Source organism: Paenibacillus sp. FSL R7-0345 (genome assembly GCF_038595055.1).
Lineage (GTDB): Bacteria > Bacillota > Bacilli > Paenibacillales > Paenibacillaceae > Paenibacillus_AQ.
The window spans coordinates 5954468-5976605 of sequence record NZ_CP152002.1; the positions used below are offsets into that span (position 1 = coordinate 5954468).

Consider the following 22138-nt stretch of genomic DNA (forward strand, 5'->3'; position numbering starts at 1 on the left):
AAAGAAATTATCTATGTGCAGCCTGCTTCCTATTTAATGGAGCCGACCATGACACCTTTTTCAAAATACTTCTGGAAAAACGGATACATAATGATTAGCGGGAGGCTTGAAATTACGATCGCAGCGTATTTGATGATTTCTGACAGACGCTTCATTTCAGCCGCCGCCAGCTGGTCACTGATCATGCCCGGGTCCACCTGGTTCTGGATCAGGATTGAGCGCAGCACGAGCTGCAGCGGGTGAAGAGCAGGATTATCGAGATAGATCATGGCGTCGAAGTACGAATTCCACTGGCCGACAAAGGCATACAGCGCCAGCACGAAAATGATCGGCTTGGAGAGCGGCAATACGATGCTGAAGAAAATCCTCATCTCCGAGGCCCCGTCCACATTGGACGCCTCCTTCAGCTCCTTCGGCACCCCTTTGAAGAAGGTTCTGGACAAAATAATATTCCATACATTGACCGCTCCGGGGATGATGACAGCCCAGACCGTATCCAGCAGCCCCAGATTTTTAACCAGCAGATAAGTCGGGACAAGGCCGCCGCCGAAGAACATCGTGAACAGGAACAGCGTCATAAACAAGCCCTTCCCCTTCAGGCGGTCATCCGACAAGGCATAGCCCGCGCATACAGAGACCGTAACGGTCAGCAGCGCAAAGGCGGAGGCATAAAAAACAGCGTTTGCAAATCCCCGCAGCATTGCAGGATTGGTAAGGATCATCTTATAGCCTTCAACAGACCAGTCAGAAATCTTAAATGAAATGCCCCGGCTCAGCAGGACCGAAGGGTCCATGAAGGAGGCGATCACTACATAGATTAGCGGAAGAATGACCACCAGCACGGCCAGTGTCAAAAAGGCTGCGTTCAGCGCGAGCATGAAGCGATCCAGCCGCGAATGTTTAACGAACATGATTGGTTGCTCCTTTCCTAATAAAGGCCTTCGCCCTCATTCAGCTTCTTCACGGTGAAGTTCACTGTAATCAGCAAAATAACATTGATAACCGAGTTGAACAGTCCCACTGCGGCTGAGTAAGCGTAGTCGCCCGACTGCAGGCCGATTTTGTACACATAGGTTGGAATAATCTCAGAGGTTGGCAGGTTCGTCGCCGTCTGCATCAGATAAGCCTTTTCAAAGCCGATCGACATGATCCCGCCCGCGGCAAGAATGAACACAATCGCCATAATCGGCCTGATGGTCGGCAGGTCAATATGCCGGATTCTTTGCAGCAGATTCGCACCGTCCAGGTTGGCTGCGTTATGTAACTCAGGGTCCACATTGGCAAGCGCGGCTACATAGATGATGGAAGCCCAGCCCGCACCCGTCCAGATGTCGGAAAGGATGTAGATCCAGCGGAAATACTCCGGACGCGACATGAACATCACCGGCTCCCCGTTAATCCAGCTGAACAGCTGGTTGATCGGCCCTGTTGGAGAGAGGAAGATGAACAGCATCCCTACAACAACCACAACGGATATAAAGTTAGGTGCATAGAGGAAAAGCTGAATGTTCTTTTTGACCCCGGCGCGGCGGATCTGATTGAGCATCAGGGCAAGCAGAATCGGCACAGGAAAGCTTAGAATCAGGCCGAAAAAGCTCAATTTAAGCGTATTCATAAAAATAACCTCGAAGTTCGGGGAAGACAGGAATTTCTCAAAGTTGTATAGTCCCACCCATTCACTGCCCAGAATCCCTTTGATCGGGCTAAAATCCTTAAAGGCGATAACCGCACCATACATAGGACCGTATTTAAAAATCAGGGTCAGGATCAGCGCCGGGGCCAGCATAAGATACAGGAAATAATGCTTCTTCAAATATTCCGGCAAGGAGCTCTTCCTCACCGCCGTCACGCGCCGGGAATCCGCTTCTATTGAATTTTGCAATGCCTTTACCTCCGTTCATGTACATGATTTATAGTTCAAAGCTCGGGGGACATTGTTGAAAGGCTTACATTTCAGTGCAAATGCCCTCTGGTTCCTTTACAATTTATCAAATCAATAACCATCAGTCAATACATTTTGTAAAATTAATTTTGTTCATTTGAACATAATTTCATTCTTATTCCTCCCGTTTCTTTTGACAAAAAGCGAGAAAAGCTAACTTTTGTTAAAAAAACCTCCTCTATAAACCTGAAAAGCGGCTTTCTCACAGTATAACCCTTAAATTCGTCCAAATAAGAAATGATATTTTGTAAACTAATTTGTGCATTTGTAAAATATAATTTGCTATTTTGCTAAAACTATTATACATTTAAGGGAGTAGACGAAGAGAAACATTAATATAGAGGTGAGCTTACATATATGGCACGGGGAAAAGTAACGATCCAGGATATCGCCGATGCGCTGGGCATCTCCAGAAATACGGCCTCCAAAGCCTTGAACGGCACGGAAGGCCTGCCTGAGGAAACCAGAAACAAGGTCATCAAGAAGGCGATTGAGTTAAAGTATAAGCAGTTTTCATTAATAGAGCCGGAGAATGTCCTGCCCAAGAGTTCCCGGAACATTGCTCTCTTAACCGAGAATCTGCCGAATACCTCCCACTTCGGTTCAACCCTGATCAGCGGCCTGGAGAAGCACATCAGTGCGGAGGGCTACAATTTGTCCATTCACATCATACGGGAAATCGAACAGAAATCTCTGACGCTCCCTAATAATTTTGATGTGGATAATGTAGATGGTATCATCTGTATCGAGCTGTTCAATCTGGAATACAGCAGGCTGATCACGGACCTCGGCGTTCCGACGATCTTTATCGACTGCTCCGCACATGTATGCTACCCGGAACTCCAGGCGGATATTCTGCTGATGGAGAACGAGCACAGTACTTATCATCTTACCAAAAAGCTAATTGATGGCGGTTACACAACCCTCGGGTTTATCGGGGACTACAATCATTGCATGAGCTTTAATGAACGGTGGTCGGGCTTCAACCGCGCCCTTTCGGCAGCGGGAATCCCTCTACGAACGGAGCAATGTATCCTGGAGGAGGACCGCCTGTTCTTCGCAACACCTGAATGGGCAGCCGGGAAATTACAGGCCATGCCGGAGCTCCCCTCGGCCTTTATCTGTGCCAATGACTATATCGCCGTCAATATGATGAAGGCCCTGAAGCAGTCGAACTATTCCATCCCGGGCGATATCGCCGTCTGCGGGTTCGATGACGGTCCCGAGGCGTGCATCATCGAGCCTCATCTGACCACCGTCCATATTTACAGCACGGAAATGGGGATCAAGGCCGCCGAACTGCTGCTCTCCCGGATCAAAAGTCCGGAGCAGCCCTATCAGGTCAGCCATATCAGCACGAGGCCGGTTATAAGAGAATCAACGCCGGAATTTTTTTAGATTCGTCAATCATCCTAATACCGTCCGATTCGCCGCTCCTCAAGAGTCTGCTTAGCCTGCTTATACACGAGATACGTCATCTCCGTCAGATTGACCAGTCCGAGCGCCCGTTCATCCAGCACGGAGTATGTATTCGAGCCCAGATCGCAATTCATTCTGGCTCCGTCCGAATAAATCCGCTCTACCGGAGTATGCCCGTGTATGACGGGCTTTCCGCCTGTTAAGGCAAGCAGCTCCGCCCGCGGCTGATGATAGAAATCATGCTCATTCATCCACAGGATATCCCGGTTCTGCTGATCCAGCGGCTGACCGGGATTCAGTCCGGCATGGGTATATACATATTCGTCGTCCTCATAATACAAAGGCAAAGAACAGGCCCACACCATATACTTCTGCCGGACCCCTTCATCGGGAAATTCGGCAGCGAAGCTTTTCAGCGTCTCACGCCCCCCGTGGCTTAGCCAGAGCTTGTCCCCCTGCACCAGATAATCCCCCATCATCTCTTCATGATTGCCGATAACCGCATGAACATGATCCGGGTACTGCTCTGTGAGCTGCTTAACCAGTTTGACCACGCCGGCCGAATGTTTTCCGCGGTTAATCATATCTCCCCCGAACACAAGCTGATCCCGTCCAGGCGCCACCTCCGCCTTTTTAAGCAGCTGCTTCAGTCCCTTCAGGTCCCCATGAATATCAGTCATGAAAAATTTCCGCATCCTTTTCTCCTCCATCCTTATAACCCGCACACCTGCTATTTTACTTAATCATACCAAGCCGGCCGCTTGGCAGACAGCGCAACCTTTACCATTTTGCAACTACTTTGCCACACGGTTGGGATATACTAGCCACAGATACAGCAAAGGAGATTGTACCCTTATGAATAAATCAGGTTTAGGCCTCGGTGCCATTTTATTATTAACGTTAATAACGTCAGGCTGCGGCGCACCTAAAGCGCCCAGTGATCTGCTCCGCCCCCCTTCACAGGGCAATGCAGACGGAACTATTACCAGTATTGTAAAATCATTTCTTCCGGCAGGCTCCCATCTGACTGTCCCCGTTCATTCCGAGTCAGGAAGCGCCATTCAACTGCAGGATCTGGACAAGGACGGCCAGAATGAGATTATGGCCTTCTATAAAACGGATAAAACCGATTTTGAAGTCAACACCCTTGTCCTGTCACAAACCGGCGGTGAATGGAACAAGCTGACTGCCATCACCGGAGTCGGCAGTGAACTGGATTATGTGCAATTCGTTGATGTCACAGCAGACGGACAGCCCGATGTGCTGCTGGGCTTCAGCGGCGGCAAAGGCCTCAGCAAGGAGCTGGCCGTCTATAGTTTAAAGGACGGTGCCATGTCCGAAATCCTCAAGCAGCCTTATGACCATCTGGCGGTAGGCGACCTGACCGGCAGCGGGCAAACAGATGTCGCCCTGTTCCAGACGACCTTTACCACCGATATGCAGCCCAGTGCAAGACTGCAGTTATTCCGGCTGGCAGGCGGGCAGCAGCAGAGCATATCCGACCAGGCTTTTGACGGAGCCATCATTCAGGCCCAGTTCGCCAAAGCGGCTCCCGGCGCCAACGCTCTGTTCGTAGATGTGGCAATCGGCGCACATTCTTCCTATACTTCCCTTCTGACTTGGGAAAACGGCAAGTTTATTGATATACTTGCAGCAGATGATTATCATCATGAAGAGCTTTCGGACAGCGGCAATATCACACTTACGCCTCTGGCTCCCCAAGCTGACAGCAAGCTTGGCGTAAGCAATATGGCGATCAAGGATTATCCGCTGTACAGCACGGATGTGAATCGCGACGGCATAGTGGAAATCGGCTTCCTTGTTCCGCCTGCCGGCACAGAGAGTATGGCTCCGCTGGCCACTCCGTTCATCACTAAATATTATCAGTGGGACGGACAAACCGGCCTTGTCTTTACGGAAGAGCAATTCGACAGATGGGGCTTTAATTTCCATATTCCGCAGAGCTGGAAAGGCAAATATGCGCTTGAGATTGCAGAGGAGTCTCCGGAGCCGTGGAAAAATATCCGGTTCAGCTACAAAGATACCGGCTCTGGATCGCGGGCAACACTGCTTGAATTGCGGCTACTGACTAAGCAGGAGTGGCAAAGCACGGAGGCCAGGCTGAAGGCGGAGAATAGGATTTACACCATGCTCTATGAACTGCAGAATACAGAGGATGCTGCGGCACCTACCGTGCTGGTTGCTGTGCTGCCTGCGGATAATGCAGCCGGCAAGCTGAGCGGCTCCCTACTGCAGGAGTACAACCAGCTGAAGCTGTCGCTGGAAGAGGTCCGGCAGCTGGCCGGCACACCGCAGCCGCCGGTGTACTGATTAGGAGGTTGTCCATGAAGGTGCTGGTACTGGAAGACGAGAAGCCGATACGCGATTTTTTACAGGTGAATCTGAAGCGGGCCGGTTTCGAGGTGACCGAAGCTGCCACGGGCGAAGCAGCACTCGCGGCAGCGCGGGAACAGAGGGATTTTGACATTGCCATTCTCGACCTGATGCTTCCCGGAATCGGCGGTTTTGAGGTATGCGCCATGCTGCGCAGGGAATTCCCCCGGCTGGGCATCATCATGCTGACCGCCAAAAGCCAGGAAATCGATAAGGTAATGGGCCTGGATTCGGGGGCGGACGACTATGTAATCAAGCCCTTCAGCCCGGTCGAGCTGCTGGCCCGGGTCCGCTCACTGTACCGGCGCATCTATCCCGGGGAAGCGGTGCTGCAGGAAAACAGTATCCAGCTCCCCCCTTTCACCCTGATGCCCGATGAGCGGAAGCTGCTGAAGGACGGGGTAGAGATTTCGCTCACACCCACTGAGTTTTCTATTGTTAAGCTGCTGATGGAGCAGCCCAATAAGGCGGTTAACCGCGATGATATTCTGACATCGGTCTGGGGGCAATATTTTATGGGGGAGCTCAAAATCGTGGACGTCAATATTAGCCGGATCCGCCAAAAAATCGGCCAGGACGCCACGGGGCCGCAATATCTGGAAACGGTGTGGGGCTTCGGCTATTTATGGAGGGTACAACATTGCTGAGAGGGATCAGGGCACGGCTTATCACCTATATCACGCTTGTCCTGCTCCTGATCGTCCTGCTGCTGGAAGGGGTGTTTATTGCAGCTGTCCACTATTATTACCTGGGCAGTGCGATGGAGACCCTGTCTTCACGGGCTACGACCTCCGCTACCTTTTTCAACAAGTATCTGGAGGGCTATTCGATCAATGAGCGGGCAAGATACATTCTGGAGAACCTCTCCACGGAAGAGAGCAGCAAGGTCGAGGTTCTTAACACTGAAGGCAATGTGATCATCAACTCATTCGGCTTCTCCAGCTCTGAGAGGATTGATACGCCAGATGTGAGAACCGCGCTAAGCAGCGGAAAGGGAAGCTATCAGAGTCTTACTCCCGTGGGCGGGGAACGGATTATGGCCGTCTCCCTGCCGATCAAGGAAGCGGGTACCAATATCGGCGTGCTGCGGTATTCCGTTTCGGCAGAGCCCTTATACGATGTCATTGTCACGATTGTGCTGAACGCGGTATGGGTGGGGCTGCTTGTCATCCTGTTCGGCTTTGTGCTCAGCCTGATTATTGCCAAACGGATTGTCGGCCCGATCCGGCAGCTGACCACGGTAGCCAAGGAGATGGCGACCGGAAATTTTACAGCCAAGGCGGCGAAGCAGCATAATGACGAGATCGGGACGCTGGCGGTCACGCTCAATTATATGTCCGAGGAAATCCTCAAGAGCGAAAAAATTAAATACGACTTCATCTCATCCGTCACGCATGAGCTGCGTACTCCCCTGACCTCCATCAAAGGCTGGGGTGAGACGCTGCTTATGGGTGATTTGTCCGATAAAAAAGAGACCCTGCAGGGTCTCGAGGTAATGACCGGAGAAACAGACCGGCTGATCGGACTGGTCGAGGATCTGCTTGATTTCTCCAAATTTCAGGCCGGGGAGATTACGGTTGATCTGCAGCCGTATGATCTCCGGGGGCTGCTGGAGGATCTGCTGCTGCAGTTCCGGTACCGCGGGCAGACGAAGCAGATCCGGCTCTACGCCGATATTCCCGACCAGCCGCTGCCGGTTAACGGTGATTTCAACCGGCTGAAGCAGGTATTTGTCAATCTGCTGGACAACGCCTTTAAGTTCACTCCGGCTGAGGGTGCGGTAAGTATTACCGCCGCCCAGCAGGAGGAGCTGATTGTTGTAACCGTAACGGACACCGGAGAAGGCATTGAAGCCGCTGATCTGGAGAAGCTCGGCACCAAATTCTTCAAGGGCCGCTCGCGCCAGTCCGGCAGCGGTCTGGGACTGGCCATCTGCAAGGAGATCATCGGGCTCCACGGCGGGCAGCTGAAGATTGAAAGTGAGTTCACGATCGGAACATCAGTGATTGTCGAGCTTCCGCGTTATATTATACAGTAGCTGAATAGAATCAGGTCTGCTTACAAAGTCTGCTTACAAACAGGAAAAAGCCGGTTGATGACCGGCTTTTTCCTGTTCAACATATTCTTTTAGACAGGCCGTTCAATCTCAAAAATCTCCCCGATCCCGGCATAATGATTACCGGCCAGCCGGCTGACCGCCGCCAGCTTGAGCGGATCAATCCTGCCCTGATTATAGATGTCATCGGCAACATGAAACTGGACGACTCTGCCGATCAGCAGTTCGAAGCCCGGGAACTCTACCGTACGCTCCAGCACGCATTCCATTCTTACCTTCGCTTCCTGGACTCCCGGCACAGCTATCAGGGCGCTTTGGACTGGTGTCATTCCTGCAAGCGCAATTTCACTTTGATCCGGTCCAAGGGGAGCTGCGGTCATGTTGACCTGCTCTACATTGTCCCGGTCCACAATATGCACGACAAATTCCTGGCGTTCCATTATATTACGTGCCGTATCCTTCGGCTTGCCTGCCGCATGCTGAATGGACAGGGAGATCATCGGCGGATTCGATGATACGATATTGAAATAGCTGAAGGGTGCACCGTTCAGCACCCCGCCCAGGGATAACGTTGTTACAAAGGCAATCGGCCGAGGAATAATGCTGCCGACGAGCAGCTTATAATTGTCCCTTTCCGTATTGCCTGCCGGGTCTATCGCGAGCATACCCTTCATCCCTCTCTTCAGGTTAATTTAGTCAAGCTCTCTGATCTGGAACGGAACCAGAACCTGTTCAATCTGTCCTCTGTGCGGCTCATACTGGGCAGGCAGCTTCAGCTCCGTACCCATGGTTTCAGGCGTTTCGTCATGAGCAAAGCCGGGAGGATCTGTCGCAATCTCAAACAGAATTTCCCCATGCTCTCTGAAATAAATCGCGTTAAAATAATTCCGGTCCTGCACAGGCGTTACACCATATCCGTGATCATGCACATAGCTCTGCCAATCCAGCTGATCCTGATCATCCTTTGCTCTCCAGGCAATATGATGCACCGTGCCGACACCCATTTCGCCGCGCTGTACAGCGGTCATTTTGAGATCAATGACATTGCCGAGGTCAGCTGCAGAATGGTAGCGTGCGATATCATTTTCCCGTCCGATGAACGTAAGACCCAATACCTGCTCCAGCAGCTCTGCCGTTGCTTCCGGATCAGTGGACAGCAGGGTAGCCCCGCCGAAGCCTTTGATGGCAACTTCAGGAGTAACGCCTCCGAAAGTCCAGTTATTCAATTCTCCGGCTTGGCGTTCCACCAGCTCCAGATGCAATCCGTGCGGATCATCAAATTCAAGCACCTGCTCGCCGAACCGTTCCAGCTCCGTAAAAGCAATCTTGAACTTTGCCAGTCTCTCTTTCCAGAAGCTCATCGCGCCCACAGGGATAATGTACGTTGTTACCCCAACCTGTCCGCCGCCGATTTTTCCTTTGTAAGCTCCAGGCCAAGGGAAGAACGTAATGATCGTGCCCGGTTTGCCTCCATCATTGCCGAAGTAGAAATGATAAGTGCCCGGATCATCAAAGTTGACTGTTTGCTTGACCAGACGCAAGCCCAATACCCCTGCGTGAAAATCCATATTCTCCTGCGGATGTCCGACAATCGCTGTAATATGGTGAATCCCCATTGTTTGTTTTGCTGCTGCATTAGTCATTATAACCGACTCCTTTAATGGTAGTGTTAATTCAAAGGTTACATTTCATACGATATTATATTTTAAAGATTCTTAACTTTAAGATATTACCTGGAAATTATCTTTAAGTTAAGATAACTTCTTGATCTCAATTTACTCCCTTTTTATCTTAAAGTCAAGATATTTTCATTAAAATTTATAATACCAGAAAATTGCCTGCTCATCGGCAGTCGAAAAATTAGAGTACAGCATGTTATCTACCCCGCCGATGATAAAGCCGTAACGGGCATAGAAGCCGCATGCGGCAGCATTTACATCCTGCGTTTCCAGCATCAGGCCGGCCAGCTTGTGCTGCTGTGCCCATTGCACCGCCTGATCCATAAGCCGGCTTCCAATTCCCTGCTGCCTCCGGCTGCCGGCCACGCCAATATCCTCGACCATCGCATATCCGTTCCAATTAGCACGCAGCCTGATCCGTCCGAGACAATGTTCACCCTCATAATACAAAAATACGGCTTTACTCTCTTCTTCTATATAAGCTGCACCTATCTCCTCATCTGCATAACGCTTCATATAAGGTTCTGGCAGTTTCTCTTCCGTATACGTCCACACACCGTTATCATACTTGGGGAAAATCCGGCCGGTAACCGGAAATTCTTCATTCGGCTTGTTATAGTCGGCCCTATTCGCCTCTGTCATTTTGAGAATCAATTGTCAGCGCCCCGTTTCTCTTTAAAAAAGCCCCGCAACGCGGAGCCTTTTTCCTCTGCTTACTTTATTCTTTTTGCCCGCCCTGATAGACCGTTTCGTCCCGGCGGATGTCTCTTCCCTGCGTCTTAGCCTGCTCGAGCAGCTCCGCACCGTCATCCTGCGGCTTGTAGCCGATCAGCTCCTCCAGGTAAGCGATATCATAATAGTTATCGCTGTTGGCAGATGTACCATACAGGTTCAGATACTGCATGGCTTCATCGGCCTCGATACAACAGATGACCAGCTGCAGCATGTCACGTTCGGAAATCCAGATATGACCCGCACGCTCCGAATGAGGACGGTCATCCCCCGGAAAGTTGCCGATACGGATATTAAAGGAGGAGATTTTGCCCTGATCAGCATACAGGCGGCCAAGCAGCTCAATATAGCATTTGCTCAGCCCGTACAAGCTGTCCGGCCGGTAAGGGTCAGACGGGTCAACCTGCTCATTCGTCTTATAGAAGCCGGTGGCATGATTGGAGCTGGCGAAGACAATCCGCTTAACGCCGCTTTTCACTGCAGCATCGAACAGCTTGTAAGCACCGGCTACATTCCCTTGCAGCACCTTTCCCAGAAAATCATCTTCATCCTTAATCCAGGCAAAATGCAGTACCGTATCGATACCCTGCGTAAGCTCGGCAATCCGGTCTTCATCGGCAATGTCCATTTGGACGATCCCCTGTGCAGCATCCTCCTGAATATCTGTCCCGATGACCTCATACCGGACGTCATTCTTCAAACCTTTATAAATAGTATTTCCTATAACACCAGATGCTCCTGTTACAAGCAGTTTCCGTTTCACGGTTAACCAGCTCCTTTTCTCCGTTCATGGGCAATTGTGCTGTTAGTTATTACCCGCAGAGTAAAGAAACTATACCTGACGATATTCCTCCTGCTAAAATGGGTACAAAAGTCTAATAACTACTTTCGCAGAAATGTGGGAAAGTTAACAGTGATTATCTTCACAAAAGAAAGGGAGCTGCTGAGTGCTAACCTATCTGCTTCTATTCATTCTCGGACTTACTGCCGGCATCTCCGGCTCTCTGGTGGGGCTTGGCGGCGGATTTATCGTCGTACCTGCACTAGCCTTTATGTATCCGGATCTGCCAACCGCTCATTTGGCCGGGACTTCAATGGCCATGCTGCTGTTCAACTCCATTTCCAGCACTTATGTGTATGCAAAACAAAAAAGAATCGATTACCAGGCAGCCCTCTGGTTCGCAGCCGCTTCCATTCCGGGTTCAATAGTCGGGGCGCTGCTCTCTGAACAGGTTGAAGGCAGAACCTTCTTTGTCAGCTTCGGCATTTTTCTGATTCTGATTGCACTTTTGCTACTGTTCAAGCCGAAAAAGCCCCTGACCTTGCCGTTTAATCCCACGGTCAAGCGGAGCTTTATGGATGCCGGGAGCAACCGGTTTGAGTATGCCTATCATATGCCTACCGGTGTTATAATCAGCTTTTTTGTCGGTTTCCTGGCCAGCCTGTTCGGCGTAGGCGGCGGCAGCCTGATGGTGCCGACCATGACACTGCTGCTCGGCTTCTCGACGCATATTGCGGTTGCCACTTCCATGCTGCAGATCTTCCTGTCTGCAATTGTCAGCACATCTACACATGCCTACCTGCAGAATATTGAATGGATCATGGTATTATGCCTGGCGCCCGGCGCGATTATCGGCGGCCAGCTCGGCGCCCGGCTGGCCAAACGCCTGCCGGCCAAGCTGCTGCTCCGTCTGCTGGCGGTCTTCCTGATTATTGTAGCTGCCCGGCTTATAGTGAAATAAATTCCGGCCACGGGCTGGGCTTACCAGGGCAGCCGTTCCTCCAAGTAAAAGAAACCTCCCGTTGGCCCGTCCGCCGGCAAAGTGGCATAACGGACAGCTGTTTTGGCACCTTCCTCAGGCGTCAGCTCGGCTTTGTCGCCGCCCATCCGGGTTTTTACCAGACCGGGATGCACCGTATTAATTTTAAGCGGGGTATCCTTGTATTTATTGGCCCAGTATACAGTGAGCATATTAAGTGCGGCTTTGGATGCAGCGTAGGCAGGCGTTGCGATCCGCTGTGCCAGCTCATTGCTCACTTGAAACGCAATGGAACCTAGAGCACTGCTCTGATTAACAATTCTGCCGGCCTCACTTTTAAGCAGCAGCGGCAGCAGAGCCTCGGTAATGTGATACGGCGCAAATGTGTTGACCGCAAATGTAGTTTCAAAAGCATCCTCAGCTTCTGTAGCTTCCGCCAGGATTCCAGCATTGTTCACCAGCACATCCAGCTTGCCATACTGCTCGTCGATCCATCTGGCTAGTGCAGCAATATGCGCTCTGTCTGTCACTTCAAGCTCTACGCCAACTGCTTCGATGCCCTCCTCCTTCAGCTGATCTGCGGCTTCTTCGGCAGCGGCCTTGGTGCGTGCAGACACCAGTACCGTAATTCCCTGCTGGCCCAGCTGTCTTGCTACCTCGAATCCGATTCCCTTGCCCGCTCCTGTTACAAGTGCAATGGTATGACTCATTTGAATTCCTCCTGATTTATGAGAATGAACGTTCTAGTATTATCAGACCACAACCGCATAATTTCCGGCCGCATTCAGCCACCGTACAGCCTCGTTCAAGTCACTAAAGCTTTGCTGCTGATACGGCAGCTGACCCTGTGCGCTTACGGCACGGTTCACGCTTAATTTGGCGACCACACTGCCCGGCTCAATCATTGCGAGAAATTGCAGGCCGCTTTTATACACATGCTGTACAAAAAAATCTGCCATCCATGCTTTATCCTCCTCCTTGATTACCGAGCCCTGCCGGATATCCATCAGCACCTTGCCGCTTTGCTTCTTTCTTAGCAGCTCTGCTCCCTGCATCAGAATCGCCTGAAACCCGTCTCCGTGAGAAAAACCGTTCCACTCAATCTTTACGCTCTGCAGCCGTTCATCCCATGCTACCAAACCATGTACCGACTCAAAGTAGTTCATTTCCGCCAGTCCCTTCAGCTTTTTATACGGGAACAATCATTCTAATATCTGCATTATGTATTGCCTGTTCCCTTGCTTTTGAACCTATCTTAGCATAATGGGAACGATCGGTAAATAATTATTTTTACTGATCGTTCTCAAAAAGGATGGTAAAACGATTCGTTGGACAGTAACCAGCAAACGGTGATGCAAGAAGCTCCTTTACTTTTGAAAGAACGGCAGTTCGTTCCTATTCGATTTGTGGCTGAGCAGTTAAATGCTTCCGTTGAATATATGGGAAGCAAGCATAGGGTCGTGATTTTCAAAAATGAAGCAGCATAACGGGAACCGTTAGTTCAACAACAGCGACTGCTTTATATAGTCCGACATTTTATTTTCACAGAACATCAGCCTTCTTTAATCTGCTCAAACAGATTTTCGTCCGGGCTTTCAGGCCCCTGCTCTTTCTGTGCTGCCGCACTGTGCCCGGCTCCTGTACCGCTCAAGTACTTGGCCAGCAGCTCCTCCACCTGAGCCAGGGTCACCGGCTTCGCCGCATCCTGAAGCTCATAACCCAGCATCCCGTTAGGCTCAATCGTCGCTGTCTTCACATCACTGAGCCGGGAAATCCCCTGCTCCCTCAGGTTCATCTCCAGCGCCTCCAGTGTAAGTCTCAGCTTCCGCAGATTCTGATTCTGGACCCGGCCGTCTTTAATAACGATGACCGCAGGTCCCTTAATCAGCCGCTCAAACAAACTCCATTTCAACTGTAGCCACTCCACCGCAATCAGTACGATGATAAACACTGCGGCAGCCGCCATCGTAATCAGGATATGATGATCTGCGATCGGTTCCACGATAATCGTCCCGATCGAGATCATCGCAATCGTCGTCGGAATGGTCATCTGTGAGATGGATTTTCTGCCGGACAGCCTGAGCACCAGCATGCCAAATATAATCAGAACCAGAGCCTTCCAGATCTCATTCCAAATATCATTCATTATCTTGTCTCCTTCAAGATACTGCATTTAGGATTAATCTGGATATTCTTTGCTGCTCAGGCCCTGATTATGCACTTTTACAGTTACAGAGCGCTGATGAACTCAATTCCCCTGACAACCGGCTTGACTGTCCAGCCTCTATCGGAGATAATTACAGTTTGACCCAAAAAATCAATCTACCGGTAAAGGTGCATTGAAATAGAGAAGGGGCGATTGTCATCAGCTGGTTAAGTGATCTTTATAAATTACAGAAACGGGAGCAGAAGAAGGACATCGAGCCCGCTCTGGTCAATGCCATCTTCCGGATGTACGACCGGTTTCCCAGAATCGGCCTGAGGGAACGGACCGGGCAGCAGGATATGTCGCTGGATATCGCGGAGGCTTATATTAACGGGCGTAACGCTATGATCGAGGCTGGCGTCGGCATCGGTAAATCTTTTGCCTACCTGATCCCCGGTCTGTTAATTAACCATATCTCGCAGCAGCCGGTTATTATCGCCACCTCCTCCATCCAGCTCTCGGAACAGATTCTTAAGGATCTGCGGGTAATCGGGAGCCGGCTCGGATTTACTACGGTCCGTTCCGTAGTCGGAAAAGGGATGGGGCAATATGCCTGCCGCTACAGGGCCGGGGGCTTGAACAAGCCTGAGGATGCAAGCTCCCCGCTGCCGCAGCTAGTTGAGCAGATTTTAAATTATGAGATTGAAGAACGGGCGGATATTAAGGGCGGGATCAGTGATGCCGTATGGTCCGAGGTTTGTGTGAATGACTGCAAATTTGAGCAATGCCGCTACAGAACCACCTGCTCGTTCTATGATATGAGGGCAAAAATCAGCGCCAAAACCGGCGACATGGACTTTATTATCGTTAACCAGGATCTGCTGATCCGCGATCTGATCAAGAAAAAGGAAGGCACCAAGGGCTTAATCACGGAACGTCCCGCCCTGATCATCATCGATGAGGCGCATAACCTGGAGGCCAAGGTCCGGGATGCCATGACACTCGAATTCACTTTTCGGGGAGCCGGCCGTGTGCTGGATGATACGCTGCAGATTCTTTTTAAGCAGTCGAGAGAGAAAAGCCTGATGACACAGGCCAGATTTATCAAAAGCTGCCTGGGCAGCATTTTCAAACAGGTCGAAACGGATTTGCTGCACACCGCCAAACAGGATACCGACCGGGTAAAAGTATCTCAAATCTCCGGGGTTCCGTTTAACCGGGCATTGCAGGTGCTGAAGGAATTCAGTCTAAGTCTTTCGGTGTTGACCTCGCGGCATGAACGGGAAATTGACAATGCTTTTGAAGCTGTGAACGGACTTATTGAGCTGTTTGAAGTACTATCCGGTGCAGAGGATAACTATCTGATCTGGGCAAGCAAAGGGAAGCGGGAAGCCACCGTCAGCATCTGTCCCAAAAACATCAGCCAGTTCCTCAAACACACCTTATTCAACAGTAAAACCTCTGTCATCCTGACGTCAGCAACAATGTGCCAGGGCGGCGATACGCTGGAGGAGCAGTATGCTTATCTGACACAATCCCTTGGTTACAGGGGAGATTATATGGAGCGACAGCCCTCCCCGTTTGATTACGACAGCCACACCATGATGTACATTTCGGGCAGTGTTCCTTATTACAACCACGAGAACAGGAAGGATTATCTTGAAGCAGCGTACAAGGAAATGCTCAGGCTCTGCAATGTAACGGAGGGTCGGACGCTGGTACTGTTTTCGGCAAAAGAGGATATGAAGTACGTGCATGAGAAGCTGCGGTCGGAGAAGCTGGGCTGGGCGCTGCATATGCAAAAAGAAGGCTCGTCCCAGGATGAGATTATCGCTAACTTCCGGGCCAGCAAAGGCGTGCTGCTCAGCACCGGTGTATTCTGGGAAGGGATCAATATCGAGGGCTCCGACCTGTCGCAGGTGATCGTGTTCCGCCTGCCTTTTCCTGTTCCGGCCGATCCCGTCTACGAATATAAGGCGTCGAAGGCCCATAATCCGTTAAAAGAGGTCTTTGTACCGGACATGCTGCTCCGCCTGAGACAGGGTACCGGACGGTTGATCCGCAGTGAAACCGACCTTGGCGTGCTCAGCATCCTCGACTCCCGGCTGTCTGCTGCTGCCAGGAAGGATTACCGGGGAAAGGTGCTGGAGGCTTTGCCGTTCAAGCAGGTGACCGAGGATTTCCGGGTGCTGGAGCGGTTTGTGAAAGCGAAGAGAATAAAGCGCAGTATATAGTCTAAGCCCGGCGGATTAGCGCCGGGCTTTGTTTTATCTGGCTGATTCCGTCGAGGATTTCCTGCATATCCGTGTCTTTCAACAAATAGCCTGCAGCGCCTGCACGTATGCCTTCAATAACATAAGCCTCAACATCGAATGTCGTCAGCAGCACGATCCTGATTTCAGGATGCTCGCGCAGGATGCGCTGAGTCGCTAATATTAACATGCCAATGAATAGGATAGTATAACCGCGACAAAAAAGCCCCGAAGCATCAAGGTTCTCTTGATCATCAGGGCCATTCTTAATGATTGTAAATGCATTATCCCTTAACCAGCTTCGCACGCACCCGGTTCGAGAAGTATTCAATGATAAGAATAAAGACAACCAGTCCGATGAGGATCGAACCGACCTGATCCCATTTGTAGCTGCGCATCGCGAAGATCAGCGGTGCCCCGATGCCTCCGGCGCTAACCATCCCCAGAATCGAAGCTTCACGCATATTCATGTCAAAGCGGTAGATCATGACCGACATGAACACGGACAGGAGCTGCGGCACGATGCCGAAGCGGATTTTCTCAAAGGTGGTACAGCCCACAGAGGTCATCGACTCCAGGACACGCGTATCCAGCTCCTCGATCGCATCGACATACAGCTTGGCCAGCATTCCGATGGAGGTTAGGCCGACAGTCAGTACCCCGGCGAACGCCCCCGGACCGGTAACCCGGATGAACATGAGTCCGTACACCAGTGCCGGTACAGTGCGGATGACGATCAGCACAAGTCTTGTAACCCAGGATACCGGCTTCGGTACAATATTGGAGGCTGCGAGAAAGGCCAGCGGTACTGCCAGTACTGCGCCTACAATCGTCCCGAGAAAAGCAATCGCTACCGTCTCAAGCAGCAGGTACAGCACACTCTGCTTTGTCACATTGAACAGCAGCTCCGTATCCGGATGGGTAAGCCCATATACGATATTTTTGGCAATCCGCAGACCGCTTTGTTCGATTTGATTCAAATTAACCGCGGTCAGTGACCATACGAACAACGCAGCGACAATGGCTGCAATCGTCCACAGATACCGCTGATTACGGGGAGCAGCTGCAAGCTGCTTTTCTATGGTATTCATTCCTGCAACGTCTCCTTAAATAAGCTTCTTACGGAAATGCTCACTGACACTTTCGATCAGGACTACCGTTATAATCAGCACCAGAATGATCATCCCGACTGCAGAATAATCACGCCAGCCGATCCCTTCGTTCAAAATCAGCCCGATCCCTCCGGCCCCGACAAAGCCCAGAATGGCCGCATAACGCACATTTCCCTCAAAACAATACAGGGAAGTTGAGATGTAACCGGGAAGCACCTGCGGCATAACGGCAAACCGGAAGGCCTGCAGCCGGGTCATCCCGATGGACTCCATCGCTTCAAAAGGTCCCATATCCACATTCTCAATCTGCTCGTACAGCAGCTTGCCGACATAGGAAATGGTAAACAGCATGATCGCAACCGTGCCCGCCATTGTCCCCAGGCCAAACACAAAGGTAGCGATTAACGCAGATACCAGTGTCGGCAGGGTACGGAGCAGGCTGAGTACCACCTTACTGATGAAGATTATAATCTTCGACTGGATGATATTTGCAGAAGCCGCCACCGCCACGGGCAATGCAATGACTGCACCGATGATGGAGCCCAACAGTGACATTTTGATTGTATCCAGCAGCGGGGACCAGATATTAGACAGGCTACCCCAGTCCGGCGGAATCATTGCCAGCACGATCGTAAAAAACTGGTTCATCCGTGTAAACAGCACCTTGAAGCTGAAGCCTGTAAAATCCGCGGACAACAATGTACACGCCACCAGAATGAGGATAATCAGCGGTGTACGCGACCGTTTCTGCAGAACAACTTGGCCGGAAGGGAGCACGATTTTTTTCGGGGGAAACAGTTTATCGTACATAGGCCGACTGCTCCTCTATCGCTGCTTTCTCCGCTTCCCATTTTCCGCCGTAAATATCCTGCAGAATCTCCTGGGTTACCTTTGAGGTCAAGCCGTCAAAGACAACCTCCCCCTTGCGGATGCCGATAATCCGGTCCGCATATTCAAGGGCAATCTCCACGTGGTGTATATTCATAATCACGGAGATATTCATTTCTTTATTGATCTTTTTGAAGTCATCCATTACCACGCGCGCCGTAACCGGATCGAGAGATGCAATCGGCTCGTCCGCCAGAATAATGTCCGGACTCTGGGCGAGGGTACGTGCCAGGGCGACACGCTGCTGCTGCCCGCCGGACAGCTGGTCCACCCGGACGAACGCTTTGTCCAGAATACCGACCTTTTCCAGCGCCTGCAGCGCTTTGATCTTGTGCTCCTTCCGGAAAATCCCCGTCACCTTCCGCCACATTGGAAGCTCCGGCACGAAGGATACCAGGACATTGTTGATCACGCTTGTACGGGTAACGAGATTAAACGACTGAAAAATCATCCCGATCCGGCGGCGGAATTTACGGATATGCTGTCCTCTGAGACCCGCTACATCGACCTTATCAACGATGATTTTGCCGCTTGAGATATCATGTATACGATTAATGCAGCGGATCAAGGTAGATTTGCCGGCACCTGACAGGCCGATAACCGCTACAAATTCCCCCTGCTCGATTGTCAGATTAACGTTATTAAGGGCCGTAGTTCCATTCGTATAGGTTTTGGTTACATCGACAAACTGAATCATGGGGCATTCAATCCTTTAGTGAATTTTTGAAAAGCAACAAAAATGAGAGCATCATGAAATCATGATGTTCTCATTCAGATGTTCACGCCTATTGTGAAACTGTTATTTCATGCTCCGGATCAGTTCCTGTGCCTGACGTTCACCGTCATAGTCGGAAGACTGGGCAATCTTGTAACCTTCATGAGAGTAGATCGCGATAACTTCTTTGCCTTCAGGGGTTTCAGCAATTTCCATGAACGATTCCTGCAGTGCTTTTTTCAGCTCGTCATTCATGATCGGCGAGTTTTTGCTTACGCTGACAGTGTCATTGTAAATCGGCTGTGTTACGCCGATAACGTTGGTCTGATCCCAGATCGGGCCAGTGCCGCCGTACTCGGTTGTCCATTTTTCTTCATTGTCACGGCGTGCATCGGCAAATGCGACAACAATGTCAGCCTGTCCGGCAGCAAGGCGGGCAAAGGAGCTTCCGTACGAATCGGACTGTGTTACCTTAGCCAGGTCAGTCAGGCTCTTGCCGTATTTCTCCTGCAGCCACAGTGTCGGATAGATGTAGCCGGCAGAGGATGAAGTAGACATTACAGCCCATGTAGCGCTGTTCAGATCTTCCCAAGTCAGCTCTTCGCCGTTGTTCACTTTTGCAGCCAGCTCTTGTCCTTTAGCGGAAGGACCTGCGATGAGCAGTGAGCGGTAGTAGGAAGCCTGCTCTGTATCAATGCCTGTAGTCGGCTTGTTATCATTCCAGTCCTTCGGATTGTCGGAATCATTAGACAGCGCTTTGCGTGTGGATGTCAGGAGAACTTCTGCCCCGTCATCGTACAGTGTGTATGTACCGCCTGGAATCAGACCAACATCTGTTGTTCCTGCACTGAGTGCTTCTCCCACTGCTTCATACGTTGTTCCTACATCAATTTGTACATCGCCCACTGCGAAACCTTTGGTATCCAGCTGTTTCTTCAGCAGCTCTTTCAACGGTTCAGTAGCTGTTATGATTTGATCCGGATCTTTGGAAGGGACAAAGCTTACTTTCAAAACATCAATGGCTGTGCTAGCAGCAGGCTGTTCTGTTGCCGCTGCGCTATTTGCTGCTGCCGAGTTGTTCACATTTCCGTTATTAGCCGAATTGTTATTTGCGCTGCATCCTGCCAGCAGTCCGATTGCCAGTACCCCTGCAAACAAGTGCTTCATTCTTTTTTTCACTTAGAGAACCTCCACTTTTTTTCGTCTTGGAAAAAGACTGTATTTTTTTGAGTGCTTAATCACTATATAATCCAATTGTTAAATAGCTCACATAGAAATGTAATCGCATTGATAAAACTCTCAGGGTCTAGCAGATTCGTAAATTTGTGTGATAGAATAGTCCAATCTTTCTAGAAAAGCGGTAAAGGAGCGTAAAAATGTCTTCTGAGCAATGTGAAGTGGTTCTTATGGAAACCAGTGATCTGCACGGATTTATACTGCCGGGCAGCTATGCTACCCGCTGTGGAGTACCGTATGGACTGGCACGTACAGCAAGGATTATCAAGGAGATCCGCCGCACTTATCCGCATACCCTGCTTATCGATAACGGGGATTGTCTGCAGGGTACTCCTCTAACGTACTACCATGCCAAGGTGAACAGCCTGCTGCCGAATCCGGTGATCGCCTGCCTGAATGAGCTGCGTTATGACGCTGCCGTTCTGGGCAATCACGAGTTCAATTACGGACTGCCTTATCTGCGGAATGCCGTAGAAGCTTCGGACTTCCCTTGGTTGTCCGCCAATACGTTGGATGCATCTACCGGCCAGCCGGCGTTCGGCGCACCTTATCGTATATTTGAATTGGAAAATGGTATACGGGTCGGCGTCCTGGGGCTGACAACCTCCTATATCCCGGTCTGGGAGCAGCCGCAGCATATCGACGGGCTGCATTTTGAAGATCCTGTGAGTACGGCGCAGATATGGATTCCCGTCATGAAGACTGTGGGAAAGGCGGATGTGATCGTAGTGTCTTACCACGGAGGCTTTGAGCGTGATCCTGAAACCGGTCTGCCGACTGAGCCCTTAACCGGGGAGAACGTTGGCTACGCACTCTGTGAGCAAGTGGAGGGCATAGATGTCCTGCTTACAGGCCATCAGCACCGGGCCATAGAGAACTGCAGTATCAACGGGGTATGTGTAGTGCAGCCAGGAAATGAAGGCAGATATTTAGGAAAAATCACACTGCAGCTGGAGCGGCATCCGGAGGGCTGGCGTGTGACCCGCAGCAAGTCGGAGTTAATCTCCACTGCGGAGTATGAGCCGGATCAGACTATCCAGCAGCTTGTGGGCGAAATCGAGGAGCTGACCCAAACCTGGCTTGATCAGCCGTTTGGCTTTGTGGACGGGGATATGACGATTCGCTCCCATGCCGCTGCCCGGCTGCAGGAGCACCCGCTGATTGAGTTTATTCACCGCGTACAGCTGGACAGCTCCGGCGCGGAACTGTCAGCTGCGGCCCTGTTCGACAATGTATCTCCCGGCTTCGGTGAGGTCATTACGATGCGCGAGATCGTTTCAAACTATATTTATCCCAACACCCTGAAGGTGCTCCGGGTTTCGGGGGCAGATATTAGAGCTGCACTCGAACAATCGGCAGAATATTTCACATTAAACGCAGAGGGCCAGATCACCGTAAACCCGGCCTTCCTGTCACCCAAGCCGCAGCATTTTAACTATGACATGTGGGAAGGGATTGAATATGAGCTCGACATCTCTAAACCGGCCGGCCAGCGGGTAACAATGCTGCAGCGGAACGGCCAGCCGCTTGGTGCAGACACGGAATATGATGTCGTCATGAACAACTACCGCGCAGCCGGTGGCGGCAACTTTGCAATGTTCCAGGGCAAGCCTGTCGTTAAGGACATTCCGGTTGATATGGTCGAGCTGATTGCCGATTATATCAGCGGACGGGGCCGGATCACAGCCGGGGTTAACCACAACTGGCGGGTTATTGGCGGGGTAACGAGTAATTGATAAAGAAGACGATGTTACTAATGTAACCCATCAAACAAAAAACGATCTAAGCACCCAATAAGTGTCCAGAT

The 22138-nt window shown here is 50.9% G+C and carries 23 protein-coding genes; 8 read left to right on the forward strand and 15 right to left on the reverse strand.

Translation table 11 applies throughout. The features are described 5' to 3' along the window. Positions 1-29: 29 nt before the first annotated feature. Entirely contained in the window at positions 30-911 is an 882-nt protein-coding gene (locus tag NST84_RS25665; RefSeq protein WP_342562926.1) for a carbohydrate ABC transporter permease, read from the reverse strand. Between the two features lie 17 nt (positions 912-928). Next, on the reverse strand, positions 929-1786 hold the full coding sequence (locus NST84_RS25670) for an ABC transporter permease subunit (RefSeq protein WP_342566523.1): 858 nt from the start codon (positions 1784-1786) through the stop codon (positions 929-931). Between the two features lie 513 nt (positions 1787-2299). Between NST84_RS25670 and NST84_RS25675 the strand changes: the two genes are divergently transcribed. Continuing rightward, complete coding sequence (locus NST84_RS25675) at positions 2300-3340, forward strand: LacI family DNA-binding transcriptional regulator (protein WP_342562927.1); 1041 nt, start codon at positions 2300-2302, stop codon at positions 3338-3340. 14 nt (positions 3341-3354) lie between these two features. Here the strand turns inward: NST84_RS25675 and NST84_RS25680 are convergent, their stop codons facing one another. After that, positions 3355-4041: a metallophosphoesterase family protein gene (locus NST84_RS25680; protein WP_342562928.1), complete on the reverse strand. Its 687-nt coding sequence runs from the start codon at positions 4039-4041 to the stop codon at positions 3355-3357. Between the two features lie 175 nt (positions 4042-4216). Here NST84_RS25680 and NST84_RS25685 point away from each other — a divergent pair, with 175 nt between their 5' ends. The 3 genes from NST84_RS25685 to NST84_RS25695 are packed head-to-tail and all read left to right on the forward strand — an operon-like array spanning position 4217 to position 7793. Then, positions 4217-5692: a hypothetical protein gene (locus NST84_RS25685; RefSeq protein ID WP_342562929.1), complete on the forward strand. Its 1476-nt coding sequence runs from the start codon at positions 4217-4219 to the stop codon at positions 5690-5692. 14 nt (positions 5693-5706) lie between these two features. Continuing rightward, positions 5707-6402, forward strand: coding sequence for a response regulator transcription factor (locus tag NST84_RS25690; RefSeq protein WP_342562930.1), 696 nt, complete (start codon positions 5707-5709; stop codon positions 6400-6402). Further along, positions 6396-7793 (forward strand): ATP-binding protein, encoded by a 1398-nt coding sequence (locus NST84_RS25695; RefSeq protein WP_342562931.1) that lies wholly within the window; start codon positions 6396-6398, stop codon positions 7791-7793. Before NST84_RS25690 ends, NST84_RS25695 begins: the two co-directional genes overlap by 7 nt. An 89-nt stretch (positions 7794-7882) precedes the next feature. Here NST84_RS25695 and NST84_RS25700 read toward each other — a convergent pair whose 3' ends face one another. The 4 genes from NST84_RS25700 to NST84_RS25715 form a co-directional block, all read right to left on the reverse strand. Then, positions 7883-8476, reverse strand: coding sequence for a flavin reductase family protein (locus NST84_RS25700; protein ID WP_342562932.1), 594 nt, complete (start codon positions 8474-8476; stop codon positions 7883-7885). A gap of 27 nt (positions 8477-8503) precedes the next feature. After that, positions 8504-9454 (reverse strand): ring-cleaving dioxygenase, encoded by a 951-nt coding sequence (locus tag NST84_RS25705; protein WP_342562933.1) that lies wholly within the window; start codon positions 9452-9454, stop codon positions 8504-8506. Positions 9455-9622: 168 nt separating this feature from the next. Continuing rightward, positions 9623-10144, reverse strand: a complete 522-nt coding sequence (locus tag NST84_RS25710; protein ID WP_342562934.1) for a GNAT family N-acetyltransferase — start codon at positions 10142-10144, stop codon at positions 9623-9625. 64 nt (positions 10145-10208) lie between these two features. Next, positions 10209-10985, reverse strand: coding sequence for an NAD(P)-dependent oxidoreductase (locus NST84_RS25715; protein WP_342562935.1), 777 nt, complete (start codon positions 10983-10985; stop codon positions 10209-10211). Positions 10986-11169: 184 nt separating this feature from the next. Here NST84_RS25715 and NST84_RS25720 point away from each other — a divergent pair, with 184 nt between their 5' ends. Beyond that, on the forward strand, positions 11170-11964 hold the full coding sequence (locus NST84_RS25720; protein ID WP_342562936.1) for a sulfite exporter TauE/SafE family protein: 795 nt from the start codon (positions 11170-11172) through the stop codon (positions 11962-11964). 20 nt (positions 11965-11984) lie between these two features. Here NST84_RS25720 and NST84_RS25725 read toward each other — a convergent pair whose 3' ends face one another. Beyond that, complete coding sequence (locus tag NST84_RS25725) at positions 11985-12692, reverse strand: SDR family oxidoreductase (RefSeq protein ID WP_342562937.1); 708 nt, start codon at positions 12690-12692, stop codon at positions 11985-11987. A 42-nt stretch (positions 12693-12734) separates the two neighbouring features. After that, a complete protein-coding gene (locus NST84_RS25730; RefSeq protein ID WP_342562938.1) occupies positions 12735-13184 on the reverse strand; it encodes a hypothetical protein in 450 nt (149 codons plus the stop codon). Between the two features lie 126 nt (positions 13185-13310). On the opposite strand from NST84_RS25730, the gene NST84_RS25735 reads away from it, so the two are divergent. Next, positions 13311-13469, forward strand: a complete 159-nt coding sequence (locus NST84_RS25735) for a stalk domain-containing protein (protein WP_342562939.1) — start codon at positions 13311-13313, stop codon at positions 13467-13469. Positions 13470-13534: 65 nt separating this feature from the next. On the opposite strand, the gene NST84_RS25740 is transcribed toward NST84_RS25735, so the two are convergent. Further along, positions 13535-14128, reverse strand: coding sequence for a DUF421 domain-containing protein (locus NST84_RS25740; RefSeq protein WP_342562940.1), 594 nt, complete (start codon positions 14126-14128; stop codon positions 13535-13537). A gap of 305 nt (positions 14129-14433) precedes the next feature. Between NST84_RS25740 and NST84_RS25745 the strand changes: the two genes are divergently transcribed. Beyond that, a complete protein-coding gene (locus NST84_RS25745; RefSeq protein ID WP_342562941.1) occupies positions 14434-16362 on the forward strand; it encodes an ATP-dependent DNA helicase in 1929 nt (642 codons plus the stop codon). A gap of 1 nt (position 16363) precedes the next feature. Here the strand turns inward: NST84_RS25745 and NST84_RS25750 are convergent, their stop codons facing one another. The 5 genes from NST84_RS25750 to NST84_RS25770 form a co-directional block, all read right to left on the reverse strand. Next, positions 16364-16570, reverse strand: coding sequence for a response regulator (locus NST84_RS25750; protein WP_342562942.1), 207 nt, complete (start codon positions 16568-16570; stop codon positions 16364-16366). A gap of 94 nt (positions 16571-16664) precedes the next feature. Beyond that, positions 16665-17471, reverse strand: coding sequence for a phosphonate ABC transporter, permease protein PhnE (phnE, locus tag NST84_RS25755; protein WP_342562943.1), 807 nt, complete (start codon positions 17469-17471; stop codon positions 16665-16667). 15 nt (positions 17472-17486) lie between these two features. After that, positions 17487-18302 carry a phosphonate ABC transporter, permease protein PhnE gene (gene phnE, locus NST84_RS25760; RefSeq protein ID WP_342562944.1) on the reverse strand — a complete coding sequence of 272 codons (816 nt, stop codon included), beginning with the start codon at positions 18300-18302 and terminating at the stop codon, positions 17487-17489. Beyond that, positions 18292-19077, reverse strand: a complete 786-nt coding sequence (gene phnC / locus NST84_RS25765) for a phosphonate ABC transporter ATP-binding protein (protein ID WP_342562945.1) — start codon at positions 19075-19077, stop codon at positions 18292-18294. Before phnC ends, phnE (NST84_RS25760) begins: the two co-directional genes overlap by 11 nt. A 102-nt stretch (positions 19078-19179) precedes the next feature. After that, the gene (locus NST84_RS25770; RefSeq protein ID WP_342566524.1) at positions 19180-20262 is read right to left on the reverse strand and encodes a phosphate/phosphite/phosphonate ABC transporter substrate-binding protein; all 1083 of its coding nucleotides are present in this window, start codon (positions 20260-20262) and stop codon (positions 19180-19182) included. A gap of 209 nt (positions 20263-20471) precedes the next feature. Between NST84_RS25770 and NST84_RS25775 the strand changes: the two genes are divergently transcribed. Then, positions 20472-22067, forward strand: a complete 1596-nt coding sequence (locus tag NST84_RS25775) for a bifunctional metallophosphatase/5'-nucleotidase (RefSeq protein ID WP_342562946.1) — start codon at positions 20472-20474, stop codon at positions 22065-22067. The last annotated feature ends 71 nt before the right edge of the window (positions 22068-22138 follow it).